This is a genomic window from Bacillus sp. 123MFChir2, from assembly GCF_000383235.1.
In the GTDB taxonomy this organism is placed as follows: Bacteria; Bacillota; Bacilli; order Bacillales; family Bacillaceae_G; genus Bacillus_A.
This window is the reverse complement of sequence record NZ_KB910943.1, coordinates 26,752-42,111: the sequence shown is the minus strand read 5'-3', so window position 1 is coordinate 42,111 and position 15,360 is coordinate 26,752. Positions and strand designations below refer to the sequence as shown.

The window sequence follows — 15,360 nt, the reverse complement described above, 5'->3', positions numbered from 1 at the left end:
TGCTACTTTCAATGAATGGAAGGAAAAAATACCTTTTCTCACAAACACCATTCCGTTATATCATGTTGATTAAATTATACTTTATCGCATATTGAACAAGTTCACTTTTCTTAGAAAGATTCAGTTTGTTCAACATTCTCGTCTTATGAGTATCAACCGTTTTTATACTGATAGTTAACTCCCCAGCAATTTCAGACAATGAAAATCCTTTAGCAAGATACTGCAATACCTCTCGTTCACGTGGACTTAGAATTACATAAGGATTTCGGGACTCTGTTTCATTTTGTACTCTTTTTAACATCGTTGAAATTTCCTTTGGGCGAAGGTATAGGTATCCATCCATAACAGAATCAATAGCAGTGTATAATTCTTCATCTACAGCTGCTTTAGGGACATAACCTGAAGCTCCCGCGTTCATGATTAACGTTATATAGTCCTCATCTTCGTGCATGGTGAGCGCTATGACTTTCGCTTGTTCATAACGTAATTTAATTTCTTTGAGAACCTGTATTCCATCTAAGCGTGGCAAAGATATATCCAATATCAAAATATCAGGTTTTAAAATGTCGTAAAGTTGAAGGGCTTCAAGCCCATCAGATGCTTCACCTACAACTTGTAAGGACGATCTTTTTTGCAGTAGTAGTTTTAAACCTGATCTCATCAAGGCGTGGTCATCAACTAGCATTATGCTGATTGTCTTTTTCATCTTGACACCCTTCTCTCTGTTTTACTGGGATAGACACCATAACTTCAGTCCCACCGATTTTGTGAGTTTTGATAAAAAATGAACCACCTAGTAATTCAGCCCTTTCCCTCATTCCATATATTCCTATTCGATTTTGCTGGCGAGCTTTTTCAAAATCAGTCTCACGTATGCCTTGTCCGTTATCATGGATACTTAGCTTAATAGAACAATTATTAATCTCCATACTAACTACAATCTCAGTCGCCACTGTATGTTTCACTACATTAGCAAGACTTTCTTGAACAATTCGATATAACGCTACAGCGATATGGCTGTCTATGGGAGCAATGTCATCATCGAGAACGCGCAAAATTACAGCAAGAGCGAATTTTTCTTCAAACTTTCTTATATGTTTCTTTAATGCCGGAATTAAACCTATATCATCAAGGATTGGTGGTCTTAATTCTACCGCTAAATCTCTAATTTCTCGTAAAATATTTGCCGCAGTCTCTCGGCTTACATTAAGTAGCTCCTGTTGTTCAGCATCTTTAGCTTCATTAGCCAAAATACGCATGGTAACCATTAGAAACGTAAGGGCTTGGCTTGTTTCATCATGAAGTTCACGAGAAATTCTTTTTCTCTCCTCCTCATGCGCGGATAATAATTTCAAGATTAACGTATCTCGAAGAGCATCCTTTTCTTGAAGCTCCCTCAGTAATTTTTCTACTGCCGCGCTCGAACTAATTAGGTTATCAGTCATTTCGTTAAAAGCACGTGCTAGTTTTCCAACTTCATCGTCCCCCTCTGTTTTAGCCCTTAAGGATAAATTACCGGCTGATATACCTGATGCTATATCAACTAAACTATTAATTGGTTTGGTAATGATACGAGTTACATAATAAGCTATACCTGCCGCTCCCATGCATACCAAAAATGTAGCGAAAACCAATTCTACTATTTTAGTAAAAATATAGCTTTTCGCCTCTTTTTCTGCCATTCCAACTCTAACAAATCCTACATCTCCACCTTCAATTGGAACAAGTATGTCATGGATATTCCCTTCATCTGAAGTTAATATAGCGGATTTTTCATTATTGCTACTATTAGGCTTATGTGCACTTAATATTCCTTTTGGTAGATGTTTAGAGAATGTATTTCCAATAAGAACATTATTATTGTCAATGACCAGTATATAACGAACGTCTTTATTCGCTTCCTGTGCCCGGGTAATGAGGAGGTGAATCGAATAGTAGTCGTCAGTTAGAATGTAATCTGAAGACAATGCTGCAATATTTTCAGCGATATTTACGCCACGCTTTTTAAGATCCTCTGTCATCATTTTTGTGAGCGATTCCCAAATGATACATCCCAATAATAGAGCAAGAAAGAGTAGTGAAACGAGGATGGCTCCAAATATCTTCTGGTTTATTTGTAATTTATTTATCCATTTCATAGGTGACCTCATATAACTTAGGTTCAAATGGAACAAAACGATCAATAAACAGCCCCTGAAAAGCTGTTTTTATTGGTTCTTGTTCGTGCATGGAAATAAAACTTTCTTTAATAATTTTCTTCTCTTCATCAGGTAAATTACTCCTAACGACAACAGGGCCAGTACCAATCGGTTCTGTTTTTGCAATAATTTTCAAATCCTTAACCAGTTCTGGATTTTGACGTTTCGTGCGTTCAAAGACTAAACTATCAACAGCAGCTGCGTCAACAACTTTATTTATTACAGCGCCTAAGGAGCTTTCATGACTATATGTAAAAACATAACGACCGAAGAAATGCTCTGGAGTTTCACTTAATTCAGCTAATTTTTTCCTCACAAAAATATATCCGGAATAACTGGTTGGATCGGTAAAGGCAACGTTTTTGCCTCTTAAATCATTTATAGCGGATATTTCATTTTGGCGGTGTACGACAACATAACCATAGTAATAGGGAACCCCCATCCGCTCTTGCATAGCAATTGCTTCAAGCCCTTCGACATGTTTGTAAGTAATATACGCTCCTGTTGAAAGTATAGCAATGTCAGCGCCTCCATTTATCATCAACATGCTAATCTCATTATAACTCTTACGCTGGATTAAAATTACAGGTCTATGGAGCTTTTCTCCAATATAATCAGCTATTTTCCTGTAGTACATAATTGTATCAGTCGGTGATAACACACTTGAAATTGCAATCCGTACAGGAGAGGGCTTTCCCTCTTGTGAACCAACAGGCTGAGCTTCAGATTCGGAGAAAACAATTTGAGAGCTTGAACGATCATGCTGACAGCCTATTGCAAGTAAAGTAATAAAAAATATAAAAAAAATCCTCAACAAATTTATCATACTTTCCTCCATTCTTGCAGGCGAGGGATTTATACATTATGTGGAAACACCTTAATTTAAGGCTTTCGAAATTGATATTTATATATTACTTCAGGACGATACATGAAATCTATGAAAGAGTGTATACTTAACTACTTTTCATGTCGGAATTGTGTCAGCAGGTATATATAAATCGCTACTATATAGATGCAAATTGAAAAACTAACATAAAAACCATTTTCTTTTTCGGCGGGTGAGAGCAACTGGCCATGCTTAGAATCGGTCAGTGCCTATTTCTGCCACATGTGCAGCGAAAACCAAAAAGAGCAAGCAAGTGCAGATCATGACGTATTCTGTATAGCAGCGACTTATATGTCGGAACATTAACATGGATTTACATATACAAAATATAACGTAACACGCACGGCTCGATCCTCTCGCCTCCCCTCAAGAAAGGGGCTATATATACCAGTTTTTCAACTTGTATATATAACCGTGAATGTTTTTTGTCAGATAAATTCTTACAGAAAATCAGATATTTACTGATAGTTTAACGCGTTCTCATATAAGATAATGTAGCCAAGGAGGAATGATATAACACAAGCACTTTGAAAACGTTTTTACCAAATTGGCATTCTATTGAAATACTTAATTTCATGCTAATCTAATTTTTTTCTGTAAATCAAAGTAAAGAAATCGAGGTAGATAATATGTTCTCATTTTTGAAACCTAAAATTGCTACTGCAAAAATAGCACCAGATCAGGTTCAAAAAACCTATAAACTTTTTCGGCTACAATCTTTATTAGGAGTGTTCTTAGGTTACATAGCTTACTATATAGTACGTAACAATTTTGCCTTATCTACTCCTTACCTGAAGGAACAACTCAATCTCAGTGCTACAGAAGTAGGATTGTTAAGCAGTTCTATGCTTATCGCTTATGGAGTTAGTAAGGGTTTGATGAGTAGTTTAGCCGACAAAGCTAACCCTAAAAGTTATATGGCGCTTGGTTTGCTTCTGTGCGCTATGGTCAATATTATGATGGGATTCAGCACGGCATTTTGGATGTTTGCAGTTCTCGTTGTTTTCAATGGTTTTTTTCAAGGAATGGGCGTTGGGCCTAGCTTTATTACTATTGCAAATTGGTTTCCTCGTAAGGAAAGAGGAACGATCGGTGCTATATGGAATATTTCTCACAATATAGGTGGAGGTATCGTAGCACCTATCGTTGGTATGAGTTTTGCTATGTTGGGCTCCAATCACTGGCAAACGGCAAGCTACCAAGTTCCAGCTGCTATAGCCATTGTTATTGCACTTATAATACTAACTCTTATTAAAGGCTCACCAGTAAGTGAGGGATTACCTCCATTAAACGAAATCGTCAAAGACGAATCCGATTCGAAAACACAACAAAGTGCTGATTCAAAACCGCCAACAGACATGAGTGCTTGGCAAATCTTCAAGAATTATGTTTTATTTAACAAAAATGCATGGTTCGTTTCCTTCGTAGATGTTTTCGTTTACATGGTTCGTTTCGGCATTATAAGTTGGTTACCTATTTATTTATTACATGTGAAACATTTCACTAAGGAAGAGATGAGTGTTGCCTTTTTATTCTTTGAATGGGCAGCTATTCCTTCTACTCTTCTGGCTGGTTATCTATCAGACAAGTTATTCAAAGGGCACCGCATGCCGCCAGCAATCATCGCTATGTCGATGATACTTGTCTGTATCATTGGTTACTGGCAAAGCACATCTTTACATTGGGTGACTATCTTTGCCGCCATTATTGGATGCTTGATTTACATTCCACAATTTCTAGCTTCCGTACAAACTATGGAGGTAGTTCCATCTTTTGCTGTTGGCTCTGCAGTTGGTTTACGAGGTTTTATGAGTTACATTCTAGGTGCATCTTTAGGTACTACTCTCTTCGGTGTAATGGTTGACAAGGTAGGATGGAATGGCGGTTTCTATGTATTACTAGCAGCAACTGTCTGCTGCATCATCTGTTGTATATTAGCCCATCGAGGGGCAAAAGAACTAGAATACAACAAAAAACATGGAATCCAATCCTAAAACAACTCAAAACACGAAAAAAAAATGCCCTTCATCTGACAAAAAAAATCAGATAAAGGGCATTTTTTTATACTTATTACAGCAAATTCTTAGTAGAAAAAGTATATATAAATCTATTTTGATGTTTCAACATATAAATCGCTGCTATACAGAACAAAACATGGCCGCTACTTGCTGTCTATCTTTGTTTTAAACTTTGCACGTGGCAGGAAAAGGCCCTGACCGCTTCTATACACGGCCAGATGCTCTCATCCTCCCCTAAAAAAGAAAGAGGTTTTTATATCGGTTTTTTAATTTGGATATATAGTTACCTTGTATTTATACAAATTAAAAAAGATTGCTTAAACAGCAATCTTTTTTGTATCTCAGTTTTCCAAGTTACTTTCCTAATGTGACTCTCTGTTTCTTACCATTTCAGGAGTTTGAGAATGGAGTACGTGGCTGCTCTGAAAATTATTCTTACCGTTTTGCTTATGAATCCAAGATTTCATCTCATTCCATAAAACAACTCTATGCACATCATACCCTATGTGATATTGCTCATTTATATTCTCTTTGTGGTTCTCATTCCATTTGTACCATACTATTTTATCACGTGAATCTACTGGTATTTCTCGCCGATCAATTACAGTTGTACAATCTTTATTATTAGCTAACATAATCGCATCATTCTTTAATAATAAAGCAAGAGCCACTGAGCGCTTCTCCATTCTCTTTCTCCTTTCAGTTGTAGTGCCTAACGTCTTATTTCCCTAAAATGTGTGTGTCTTACATAGATAAGTTTATGCAAAATCATGCTGCTAAACTATCGATTAACCTTACAAAAAACCTTACATTTTTGTAATGTAATAATAATGAATAATCATATACAAATATAAAAATTCTACATAGCAGTCATATATATAAATCCAACTTGATTTTTTAACATATAGATTGTTGCCATGTAGAATACAACATGACCGCTCCAAGCAATGGCCAGACGCTCTCGTCCTCCCCTAAAAAAGGAGGTTTTATGTCAGGTTTTCAACATACAAATTACGACTATGTAGAAAAAAAGATTCTGCACTCGCTTTCTCCCTTTGTTTGAACTTCGCACGTGGCAGAAAAAGGCCCTGACCGCTACTATGCATGGCCAGTTGCTCTCGTCCATCAAAAAAGAAAAGGGGTTTATATGTCAGTTCTTCAATTTACACTTGTAAATATTTTCCTTTTATTTCCCGCACTCTTCCTTTCATTCTAATATATTCTAAACATTATGTATATTCTATTTAAAATAGGTACTCTCCTTTGACTTTTTCTTATCAATCCTTTACAGTCAAACTGTTCACAAGTTTTACAATGTAGGAGGCTCTCAATGGACATTCAACTAAAAGACACTTTAATCTCACAAGAGCAGTTGCAAGAAAAAGTAAAAGAATTAGCACTGCAAATTGAACGTGATTTTGAAGGAGAAGAAATTTTTGTTATCGCTGTATTAAAAGGCTCTTTCGTATTTGCAGCAGACTTAATTCGCCATATTAAAAATGAGGTAACAATTGACTTTATTTCTGCATCTAGCTACGGAAACCAAACAACAACAACTGGAAAAGTGAAATTACTAAAAGATATCGATGTAAATATTACTGGTAAAAACGTAATTGTAGTAGAAGATATTATCGATTCTGGTTTAACACTTCACTTCTTAAAAGACCATTTCTTAATGCATAAACCAAAAACATTAAAATTCTGTACGCTTCTTGATAAACCAGAACGCCGTAAAGTGGATCTAACAGCTGAATATGTTGGCTTCGTTATCCCAGATGAATTCATCGTTGGTTACGGCATTGACTGTGCTGAGAAATATCGTAACTTGCCGTATATCGCATCAGTTGCAACAGATAAATAATATAATTATACTTAACGAAAAACGAGGTTGTCCCAAAAGTGGAACTTTTGGGCAAGCTTTCATAAAGGATTAACGATCGATTTAGTAATCAAACTGATCCAATCTTTCGCAAAAACAGTTGAACATAACACAGTTTATCTAAAAAATGTACTCGCTTTACTGAAGACAAATGAATTTACAACAATGCCTTATATGGCAATTTTAGCGAAGAATTAGGCAAGAAACCCGAATAAAACTTTAATTTACGTCAGCATTATTTAAAATAGAAATAGCCTCTACTTCGATCATCAAAGTAGGGGCTATTTCTATTTTAGGGGAGAAAAGATAATGTAATTGGACTGAGTTTTTAATATATCTAAATACAAGTTGACTTTTTAACATCTAAGTCGCTGCTATGCAGAACAAAACATGGCCGCTACTTGCCGTCTATCTTTGTTTTAAACTTTGTACGTGGCTGGAAAAGGAACTGACCGCCTCCATGCATGACCAGTTGCTCTCGCTCACCGAAAAAGAAAAGGGTTTTTATGTTAGTTTTTCAATTTGCATCTATATAGCAGCTTCTTTCTCTACTACTCCCCGCTCACAATCTTAAAATAAGAACGAACTGTTAAGAAGTAATAACCAATATAGATTACACTGTACACGCCAATACTCATTAATAACGGAATGAAAATGTCAAACGGCAATAAGTTGGATAATCCTTTTAGTGCAAATAAACTGTGCAAAATTCCAACTACCAACGGAATTGCAAAAATAAAGAAGGTCTGCTTTGCAATTGCTTTCTTCATTTCTTTCTTCGTTATGCCAATTTTCCTTAGAACGACGTAGCGTTCACGGTCTGCATTCGCTTCCGTTAACTGTTTGAAGTAAATGATAGAACCTGTTGCAAGTAAGAATACAAGCCCTAAGAAAACACCGATGAACATCATCATACCCGTTGCTTCCATTTCGCCTTTAAATCCTGTATAGAAATCACTAAAGATCAGCTCAGCTTCAGACTCCTTCGGCATAGTCTTTACTAGCTTCTCTGTTAATACTTTACTGTCCTTTTCATGTTTCACATTAATATTTTTAACAACTCTTGTTTCAGCTGTCTTTTTCGCTTGCTCGTATACGTCATCTGGCACAACAACAACTAATTCTCCTAAGTTCGTAACATTACGACCTTCAGCATTTTTAATTGTTAATGCCTTCGTTTCATTCCCAATAGGAAACACTGCTTTGTTTCCTTTATATGCTGTACTAAACTCGTGTCCTTCGATATACATACCATCAAATACAAATGCTTCTCCAGCAGTTAAACTTACCACATCTACATCCATTTTTTTCGCAATTACCTTGAAGGCGGACTGTGACACCAGTTGATATTGTTCCGTCATTATATAACGAGAATTCATACTTATATTTGCTTTTTCACCTTCGAATTTCCCTTTCACCGGTACCATTTCAATTTCAAATTGCTCTGTAATCGGATTGTGTTTCTTCTCTTCTGCGAAGATTGCATTCACTTTTTGTTCAAAAGCGGCATCTTTTTTCTCATAAGAAAAACTATACGGGGCAATGTCCTTCGCCTGAGTAAATGTATTATAATACGTCGTAACAGTTGTACCAACAGCCGTTAATGTTAACGCACTCAAAATAGCAATTGTCGCCAAAGATTTTGCATTTCCTTTAATGCGGTATAAAAGCTGAGATGTTGTTACCATATTCATTCCATTATAAAAAGACGATTTATGATTTCTTACTCTTCTTAAAACAACAACTGCAAAGAACATAAATAATAAGTATGTGCCAAGGACGATCGCAAATAAAATATAAAATACGATTATCATGAAGTCTGCATATTTAATAACTTTTGTAAACATAAGTGATAAGAAATACCCAGAACTAATTAAGAATACAGCGACACATGCAATAATAATCGATTCTTTCGGTACTCCCTCTCCTTCACGTTTAGCGTGAAAGAGTTCAATCAGTTTAAAACGATAAATTAAACGATATCCTTGCAGCGATGTGTATAAAATAATGACAAAGAAAACAACTGTTGTATCAATAATTGCTGCTAATGGGACCTCAAAATAAACTTGGAAATCAAATCCCATTAAGTCTACTAATAATTCAAGGAATAACTTAGACAGCACACTGCCAATTACAATCCCGATTACTAGAGACATGAATCCCATTAACATATTTTCGTAAAACAGCATTTTCCCAATTTGACGTTTTCGAATGCCGAGCAAAGAATATAAACCAACTTCTTTTTTTCGTTTACATGTAAAAAAACTGTTGGAATAAATAATAAATATCGCTACGAAAATAATGAGCATCGCGCTAGAAACTTGGAATGCCCCGCTAATTTTCTTTGACCCTTCCACTGCCTTTGCCATTTGCGTATTATGTTGAAGTGATGCAAATGTAAAATAAATGACGATACTAAAAATTATCGACATAAAATATAAAGCATAATCTTTAAAGTTACGCTTTATATTACGAAGGGCAATACTAGATAACGTCATCTACTGCACCTCCAGAGATTGTAGACATTACGTCTAATACCCGCCCAAAAAATTGTTTACGTGTTAATTCTCCTCTGTGCAGTTCTTTAAATAACTCACCATCTTTAATAAAAATAACGCGCTTACAATAACTTGCGGCGAGTGCATCATGCGTAACCATCAAAATTGTCGATTGGTCATATTCATTTAATGCTTTCAAACTCTCCAATAAATCAGTTGCAGACTTAGAATCTAGCGCCCCCGTTGGCTCATCCCCAAAAATCATACTTGGATTTGTAACAATCGCACGAGAAGCTGCACAGCGCTGTTTTTGTCCACCAGATATTTGGTATGGATATTGATCTAAAATATGATCAATACCGAATTTTTTCGCGATTTCAAGAACTAGACGGTCAATTTCACTTGCCTTGACTTTTGATAGTGCAAGTGGAAGCGCAATATTTTCTTGTACTGTTAACGTATCTAATAAATTATAATCTTGGAAAATGAATCCTAAGTGATCACGACGGAACAACGCTAATTTATCATCAGTCATTTTCACAATGTCATTTCCATCAATTAAAACTTCACCGCTCGTTACATGATCAATTGTAGAAAGAACATTTAATAACGTTGTTTTCCCCGATCCAGACGGCCCCATAATTCCAACAAACTCGCCTTCCTTCACTTGTAAGTTAATGTCATTTAATGCTTCATATGTATTTCCACCAGTATCATATACTTTTCGAATACCCCTCGCTTCTAGTACTGTCTTCATTACGATATCCCTCACTTTACCCTATCTCATCATTACTGTTGCCACGATTACACTTCCTTACACAATTAGAATTGTTATATAAGAAACTTTATTTTATAAATTGTTATATTAGAATTCTTTCCCGAAGCACCTTGTTACTATACCATTTACCATAATAACGGACTATCTATTTCTCTTACATAAACCTTACATTTCTGTAAGGTTAAAAAGCCGCTCTTTCCAAGTGAAAGAACGGTTTCTTTCTTCTTATTTTGTAACTACTCAGCTATACCTTTTAGAAATTTAGAGAAGGGTATGATTCTAGTAAAGATGTGTCTCTCTATTACTTATACATTCATTTTTGGGCATATAGACTACTGTCATGCAAACAGGGAAGGAGCCTGCACTGTTTGCCTACCTTTGTTTTCAAACCTTGCGCGTGGCCGGAAAAGGCACTGACCGCTTCTATGCATAGCCAGTTCCTCCGGGCCATTAAAAAAAATGCTTTTCTATCGATTTTTCATAGGGTGACTGAGTAGTTATTTTTTTATTCAAATAACATATAATAAGTAGATTACTACTATAAAGTATATGTTGTTATTACACTCTTTTTATAATTATTTCAATATAATAATTCACCTATACATCAGAAGAAACACCCTTTTAGAATAGAACTCTTGTTTCTTTATTGGGACTCATACATATATTCTATATAATTACAAATTAAAAACCTGACATAAACCCTTTTTCTTCCACGTGCGAAGTTCCAACAAAGAGAGAACGAAAGTAGCAGGTTATTTTTTGTTTAGCATGGCGGCGACTTGTGTGTTGGAAAGTCAAGTTTGATTTATATATTTAATGAATACACAACAAACTGTCCTTTTTTCTCATCATGAATGAGCTCTGCATTTTTGAGCGCATTTAAATGATGAGAGATACTCGGCTTTGTCATATTGAAGTGATCGGCAATTTCTCCCGCTGTTAAGTCGCTGAAATGTCTCGCTCCTCCTAAAAAGAAGACGATTTTTATGACGTTTTTTCAACTTGTATATATAATAAGGATTGACATAATGAAAACAACGAAAACACATGTTACACTATATATACACAAAGCTAGAGGAGGCATGTACGTATGTACAAGATTTTAATTGTAGAAGACGATCCAAGTATTTCATCTTTGCTGCAATCTCACATTCAAAAATACGGTTATGAAGCAGTTGTTGCAGATAATTTTGATGACATTATGGCTTCATTTCATCATACAAAACCACACCTTGTTTTATTAGATGTAAATTTACCGAAGTTTGATGGCTTCTACTGGTGCCGTCAAATTCGTCATGAATCCACTTGTCCAATTGTTTTCATTTCTGCTCGCGCTGGTGAAATGGAGCAAATTATGGCGATTGAAAGTGGCGCTGATGATTATATTACTAAACCGTTTCATTATGATGTTGTAATGGCAAAAATTAAAGGACAATTACGCCGCATCTACGGTGACTATGCACCGAGTATGACCGAACGCATCGTTGAAGTAGAAGGATTAAAACTATACCCTGAACGCCCAGAGCTTCACTATAGAGGTGAGCACGTATTACTCACAAAAAAAGAGGCCATTTTAGCAGAGATGCTTCTTTCTAAACATCCTCGCACAGCCAACAGAGAAGATTTGTTATCAGCTCTTTGGGATGATGAAAGTTTTGTCGAAGAAAACACATTAAACGTAAACATTACACGTCTTCGTAAAAAGTTCACTGAACTTGGGATTGAAAATGCAATCGAGACTGTACGTGGCTTAGGCTATCGGTTAAATGCAACTTGGAGTGAATAGAGCATGAAGTTATTTTTACGTGATCATATTAGTTTTTTTCTTCTTTATATTTTAAACTTTGCCATCATCTTCGTTTTATATGATGCCGTTGATGGATTTAAAAACAATAAATTTTATTTTATTGTACTAAGTATGTATTTATTCATTTGTTTTCTCGTTTATCGCTATGTTCGAAATCGCAGATTATATAAACGACTAAGTGAACTGCCTGACAAAATAGAGGATGCGTTTATTGAGCGAGCAACCGCCCCTATGCCACATGGTGTAAATGAGCTTGTTCGTACACAATATCGTCTGTTTCAAAAAGACTTGCAAGCATATGAAGTAAAACAGCAAGAACATCAAATGTTTATTAACCAATGGGTACATCAAATGAAAACGCCCGTTTCTATTATGCAGTTAATGGTACTTGAAATGGAAGATGAGCATCTAATTCCAAAATTCAAACAAGAGCTTGAAAAGTTAAACCAAGGACTAGATATGGCATTATATATGGCACGTTTAAATAATTTCCATGAGGACTTTCATGTGGAAACTATTTCGTTAAAAGACGCAGTCACCAAAAATATAAATAGTTTAAAAGAGCTGTTTATCCGAAACGGTGTCTTTCCTGTTTTAGAAGTGCATTCTGATGTAATGGTTACTTCTGATGCAAAATGGCTAAAATTCATTATTTATCAGTTAATGACAAATGCGGTTCGGTATTCAGGAGAAAGAGGAAAAAAAGTATTCTTATCTGCTGCTCAAAACGGGAAAGATATTATTTTTGAAGTGCGCGATGAAGGTGTCGGTATTCCGCAAGAAGATATTCGCCGTGTTTTTGAACCATTTTATACAGGAAAAAATGGTCGAACGTTTGGAGAGTCTACTGGTATGGGATTGTACATTGTGAGTAAAATTTGCTCCTATTTAGGTCATTCTGTCAAACTAGACTCTGAAGTTGGCAAAGGGACAAGTATCAAAATCATTTTCCATAATGCCGCCCTAAACAAAACAGGTGAACATGCAGATTAAGTTATATATATGCAAATTGAAAAACTAACATAAAAGCCTTTTTTTTCGGTGGGCGAGAGCAACTGGCCATGCATAGAATCGGTCAGGGCCTATTTCTGCCACGTGTAAAGTTCAAACAAAGGAACAAAGGAAGAAAGCAAGTAGCGATTATTTTTTTGATTTGCATAGAAATAAATTTATATAGCTTTATAACAAAGTGTATGGGGAAAGGATTCCTTATACACTTTTGCAACATATAAGAATGCTTTTAAGACTGAGAGGATAAAAATATGACATTTTGGCAATTTGCATTTAAGAACGTAACACGCAACTCTCGTGCTTACTTTGCCTACTTTTTAAGCAGTGCTTTTTCCATTGCAATTTTCTTTTCATTTGCCGTGTATTTATTTCATCCTCGTTTGCAAAATGCTGACACAACTTCCGGTATCGACACCTTAATGGGGATATCTGAGGCTGTTATTGTATTCTTTTCATTTTTCTTTTTACTGTATTCTACCGGTACATTTTTAAAAGTTCGAAAAAAGCAATTTGGCGTTTTAACTGTTTTAGGTATATCAAAAAAGCAATTAAAACGACTCATTTTCATTGAGAATATGCTAATTGGACTTCTTTCCATTTTTGCCGGAATTCAAATCGGGATTGTGTTTTCACAACTTTTCTTATTAGTTACAGCAAAAATTACGCATATGCCTGGATTATATTTATATTTTCCAAAAGGCGCAATACTGTTAACAATATTAACCTTTCTTGGACTCTTTATCTTCGTATCAGCTTTCACACCTGTTTTAATTCGAACAAGAAAAGCTGTACGTCTTTTAAAAGAAGGAAAAATATATCAAAAAGAAAAGAAACCATCCATAATCGTTTCCTTGTTTGGCATTTCATGCTTACTTTCTGGATATACACTAGCAGGATGTCCAAAGTACTTTATTTCACAAGGCGATACGATCGGTGTCCTGTACATTTTCTCTAGCATTTTTGTCATTCCAACACTTGTGGCAGTTGGAACTTACTTCTTCTTTTCACAATTTAGCTTTCTGCTCATTCACACGTTGAAAAGAAGACGGAAATTTTATATGAAACGAATTAATTTACTGTGGATTTCCGATTTAGCAAACCGTATTCGGATCAATATTAATATGCTCTTTGTAGTAACAATGTTGTCCACTCTTGCCTTTACGATGATTACCTTTATCTATGGTTTCGGGAAATTTACAAAGGCGCAAATTGTAAAAGATACTCCATTTCCATTCACTTATCTTTCTTTTGATGCAAATCCAATCGCTTCGCAGCATATTGATTGGTTAGAACAGCAACTAAAAGCTGAGAAATTTGAATACACTAAAACACAAGTAGACTTATACGGGGTATCGTTTCAAAAAGAAACAAATTCCCCCTATGAAGCTGAAGTGTATGTATTAAAACAAAGTGATTATAATCAATTAGCTACCGCTCTGCATCGTCAAAAGGTTTTCTTAAAAGATGATGAAACGTATTTAATTCCCGGGCATGCTTACCAAAATCTGATTGGCGAATGGGATCCATTGTACGGAAGACAGACAATTGTCCTTTCCACGCATTCCCTAGAATTAAAAGTGAAGGGTGCTGGTGATAAGAATATGCTACCGTCTGGAGCTGTTTCAAATGTACTCATCTTATCAGACAATACAGTACAATCACTATCCAATGTTATGAAGCATATGACATTATACAATTTCCAAGTACAAAATTGGGAAAATACACATGCAATCGCAGTCACATTCAGCAAAAAACTTGAGGCGGATCGCAAACAGATTCCTTCTAAAGAACCGTTATACAAAGCTTTTGAAGGAAGTAATCAACTCTATGAAACGAAACTACAAAATGCTTCCTTTTTCTTTATCGGCACATTCCTTGGTATAATCTTCTTTATCGGCGCTGGAAGCGTACTATATTTCCGAATGTATACGGATTTAACGAATGAACAAGAGAAATATATTGCGATCACAAAAATTGGATTAACAGAATCAGAAATGAAGCGATCCGCTACCATTCAGCTTGCTATCTTATTTTTTGTTCCGTATATAATAGCTTCCATCCATACGATGTTTGCTGCAAAAATGTGGAAAGGCGTAATAAAACTATCCTTATTTACTGAAGTTAGTGTTGTCCTTACCATTTTTGGAACGGTTGAAATTCTCTTTTTCCTTTTAATTCGTTCATTATATATGCAAAAGTTGTCCCAGCATATTAAACTATAGGTAAATATAAAGATATATAAATATAAAATGGAAAAATCCCCCTTTTTAGAAGAATGAAAATGA

The 15,360-nt window shown here is 35.5% G+C and carries 13 protein-coding genes; 6 read left to right on the top strand and 7 right to left on the bottom strand.

Annotated elements, in window-relative coordinates; translation table 11 throughout:
• Positions 1 to 55: 55 nt before the first annotated feature.
• Genes H280_RS0112115 through H280_RS0112105 form a run of 3 tightly spaced genes read right to left on the bottom strand, consistent with a single transcriptional unit; the run spans position 56 to position 3,024 of the window.
• The gene (locus H280_RS0112115; RefSeq protein WP_020061392.1) at positions 56 to 706 is read right to left on the bottom strand and encodes a response regulator; all 651 of its coding nucleotides are present in this window, start codon (positions 704 to 706) and stop codon (positions 56 to 58) included.
• A complete protein-coding gene (locus H280_RS0112110; RefSeq protein ID WP_020061391.1) occupies positions 675 to 2,138 on the bottom strand; it encodes a sensor histidine kinase in 1,464 nt (487 codons plus the stop codon). Before H280_RS0112110 ends, H280_RS0112115 begins: the two co-directional genes overlap by 32 nt.
• Positions 2,122 to 3,024 (bottom strand): substrate-binding domain-containing protein, encoded by a 903-nt coding sequence (locus H280_RS0112105; RefSeq protein WP_020061390.1) that lies wholly within the window; start codon positions 3,022 to 3,024, stop codon positions 2,122 to 2,124. The genes H280_RS0112110 and H280_RS0112105 overlap by 17 nt, the downstream gene beginning before the upstream one ends.
• A gap of 689 nt (positions 3,025 to 3,713) precedes the next feature.
• On the opposite strand from H280_RS0112105, the gene pgtP reads away from it, so the two are divergent.
• Positions 3,714 to 5,078: a phosphoglycerate transporter PgtP gene (gene pgtP / locus H280_RS0112100; protein WP_020061389.1), complete on the top strand. Its 1,365-nt coding sequence runs from the start codon at positions 3,714 to 3,716 to the stop codon at positions 5,076 to 5,078.
• Between the two features lie 386 nt (positions 5,079 to 5,464).
• Here pgtP and H280_RS0112095 read toward each other — a convergent pair whose 3' ends face one another.
• Positions 5,465 to 5,788, bottom strand: coding sequence for a hypothetical protein (locus H280_RS0112095; protein ID WP_020061388.1), 324 nt, complete (start codon positions 5,786 to 5,788; stop codon positions 5,465 to 5,467).
• Positions 5,789 to 6,432: 644 nt separating this feature from the next.
• On the opposite strand from H280_RS0112095, the gene hpt reads away from it, so the two are divergent.
• Together hpt and H280_RS0112085 are read left to right on the top strand one after the other, a co-directional pair.
• Complete coding sequence (gene hpt, locus H280_RS0112090; RefSeq protein ID WP_020061387.1) at positions 6,433 to 6,963, top strand: hypoxanthine phosphoribosyltransferase; 531 nt, start codon at positions 6,433 to 6,435, stop codon at positions 6,961 to 6,963.
• A gap of 27 nt (positions 6,964 to 6,990) precedes the next feature.
• Positions 6,991 to 7,179 carry a hypothetical protein gene (locus H280_RS0112085; protein ID WP_020061386.1) on the top strand — a complete coding sequence of 63 codons (189 nt, stop codon included), beginning with the start codon at positions 6,991 to 6,993 and terminating at the stop codon, positions 7,177 to 7,179.
• A gap of 353 nt (positions 7,180 to 7,532) precedes the next feature.
• Here the strand turns inward: H280_RS0112085 and H280_RS0112080 are convergent, their stop codons facing one another.
• The 3 genes from H280_RS0112080 to H280_RS24445 form a co-directional block, all read right to left on the bottom strand.
• A complete protein-coding gene (locus H280_RS0112080) occupies positions 7,533 to 9,479 on the bottom strand; it encodes an ABC transporter permease (protein WP_020061385.1) in 1,947 nt (648 codons plus the stop codon).
• The gene (locus H280_RS0112075) at positions 9,466 to 10,236 is read right to left on the bottom strand and encodes an ABC transporter ATP-binding protein (RefSeq protein WP_020061384.1); all 771 of its coding nucleotides are present in this window, start codon (positions 10,234 to 10,236) and stop codon (positions 9,466 to 9,468) included. Before H280_RS0112075 ends, H280_RS0112080 begins: the two co-directional genes overlap by 14 nt.
• 826 nt (positions 10,237 to 11,062) lie before the next feature.
• Positions 11,063 to 11,245, bottom strand: coding sequence for an ArsR family transcriptional regulator (locus tag H280_RS24445; RefSeq protein WP_051094774.1), 183 nt, complete (start codon positions 11,243 to 11,245; stop codon positions 11,063 to 11,065).
• 102 nt (positions 11,246 to 11,347) lie between these two features.
• On the opposite strand from H280_RS24445, the gene H280_RS0112065 reads away from it, so the two are divergent.
• The 3 genes from H280_RS0112065 (at position 11,348) to H280_RS0112055 (ending at position 15,297) form a co-directional block, all read left to right on the top strand.
• A complete protein-coding gene (locus H280_RS0112065) occupies positions 11,348 to 12,043 on the top strand; it encodes a response regulator transcription factor (protein ID WP_020061382.1) in 696 nt (231 codons plus the stop codon).
• Between the two features lie 3 nt (positions 12,044 to 12,046).
• Entirely contained in the window at positions 12,047 to 13,057 is a 1,011-nt protein-coding gene (locus tag H280_RS0112060; RefSeq protein WP_020061381.1) for a sensor histidine kinase, read from the top strand.
• 269 nt (positions 13,058 to 13,326) lie between these two features.
• Positions 13,327 to 15,297: an FtsX-like permease family protein gene (locus tag H280_RS0112055; RefSeq protein WP_020061380.1), complete on the top strand. Its 1,971-nt coding sequence runs from the start codon at positions 13,327 to 13,329 to the stop codon at positions 15,295 to 15,297.
• Positions 15,298 to 15,360 lie beyond the last annotated feature (63 nt).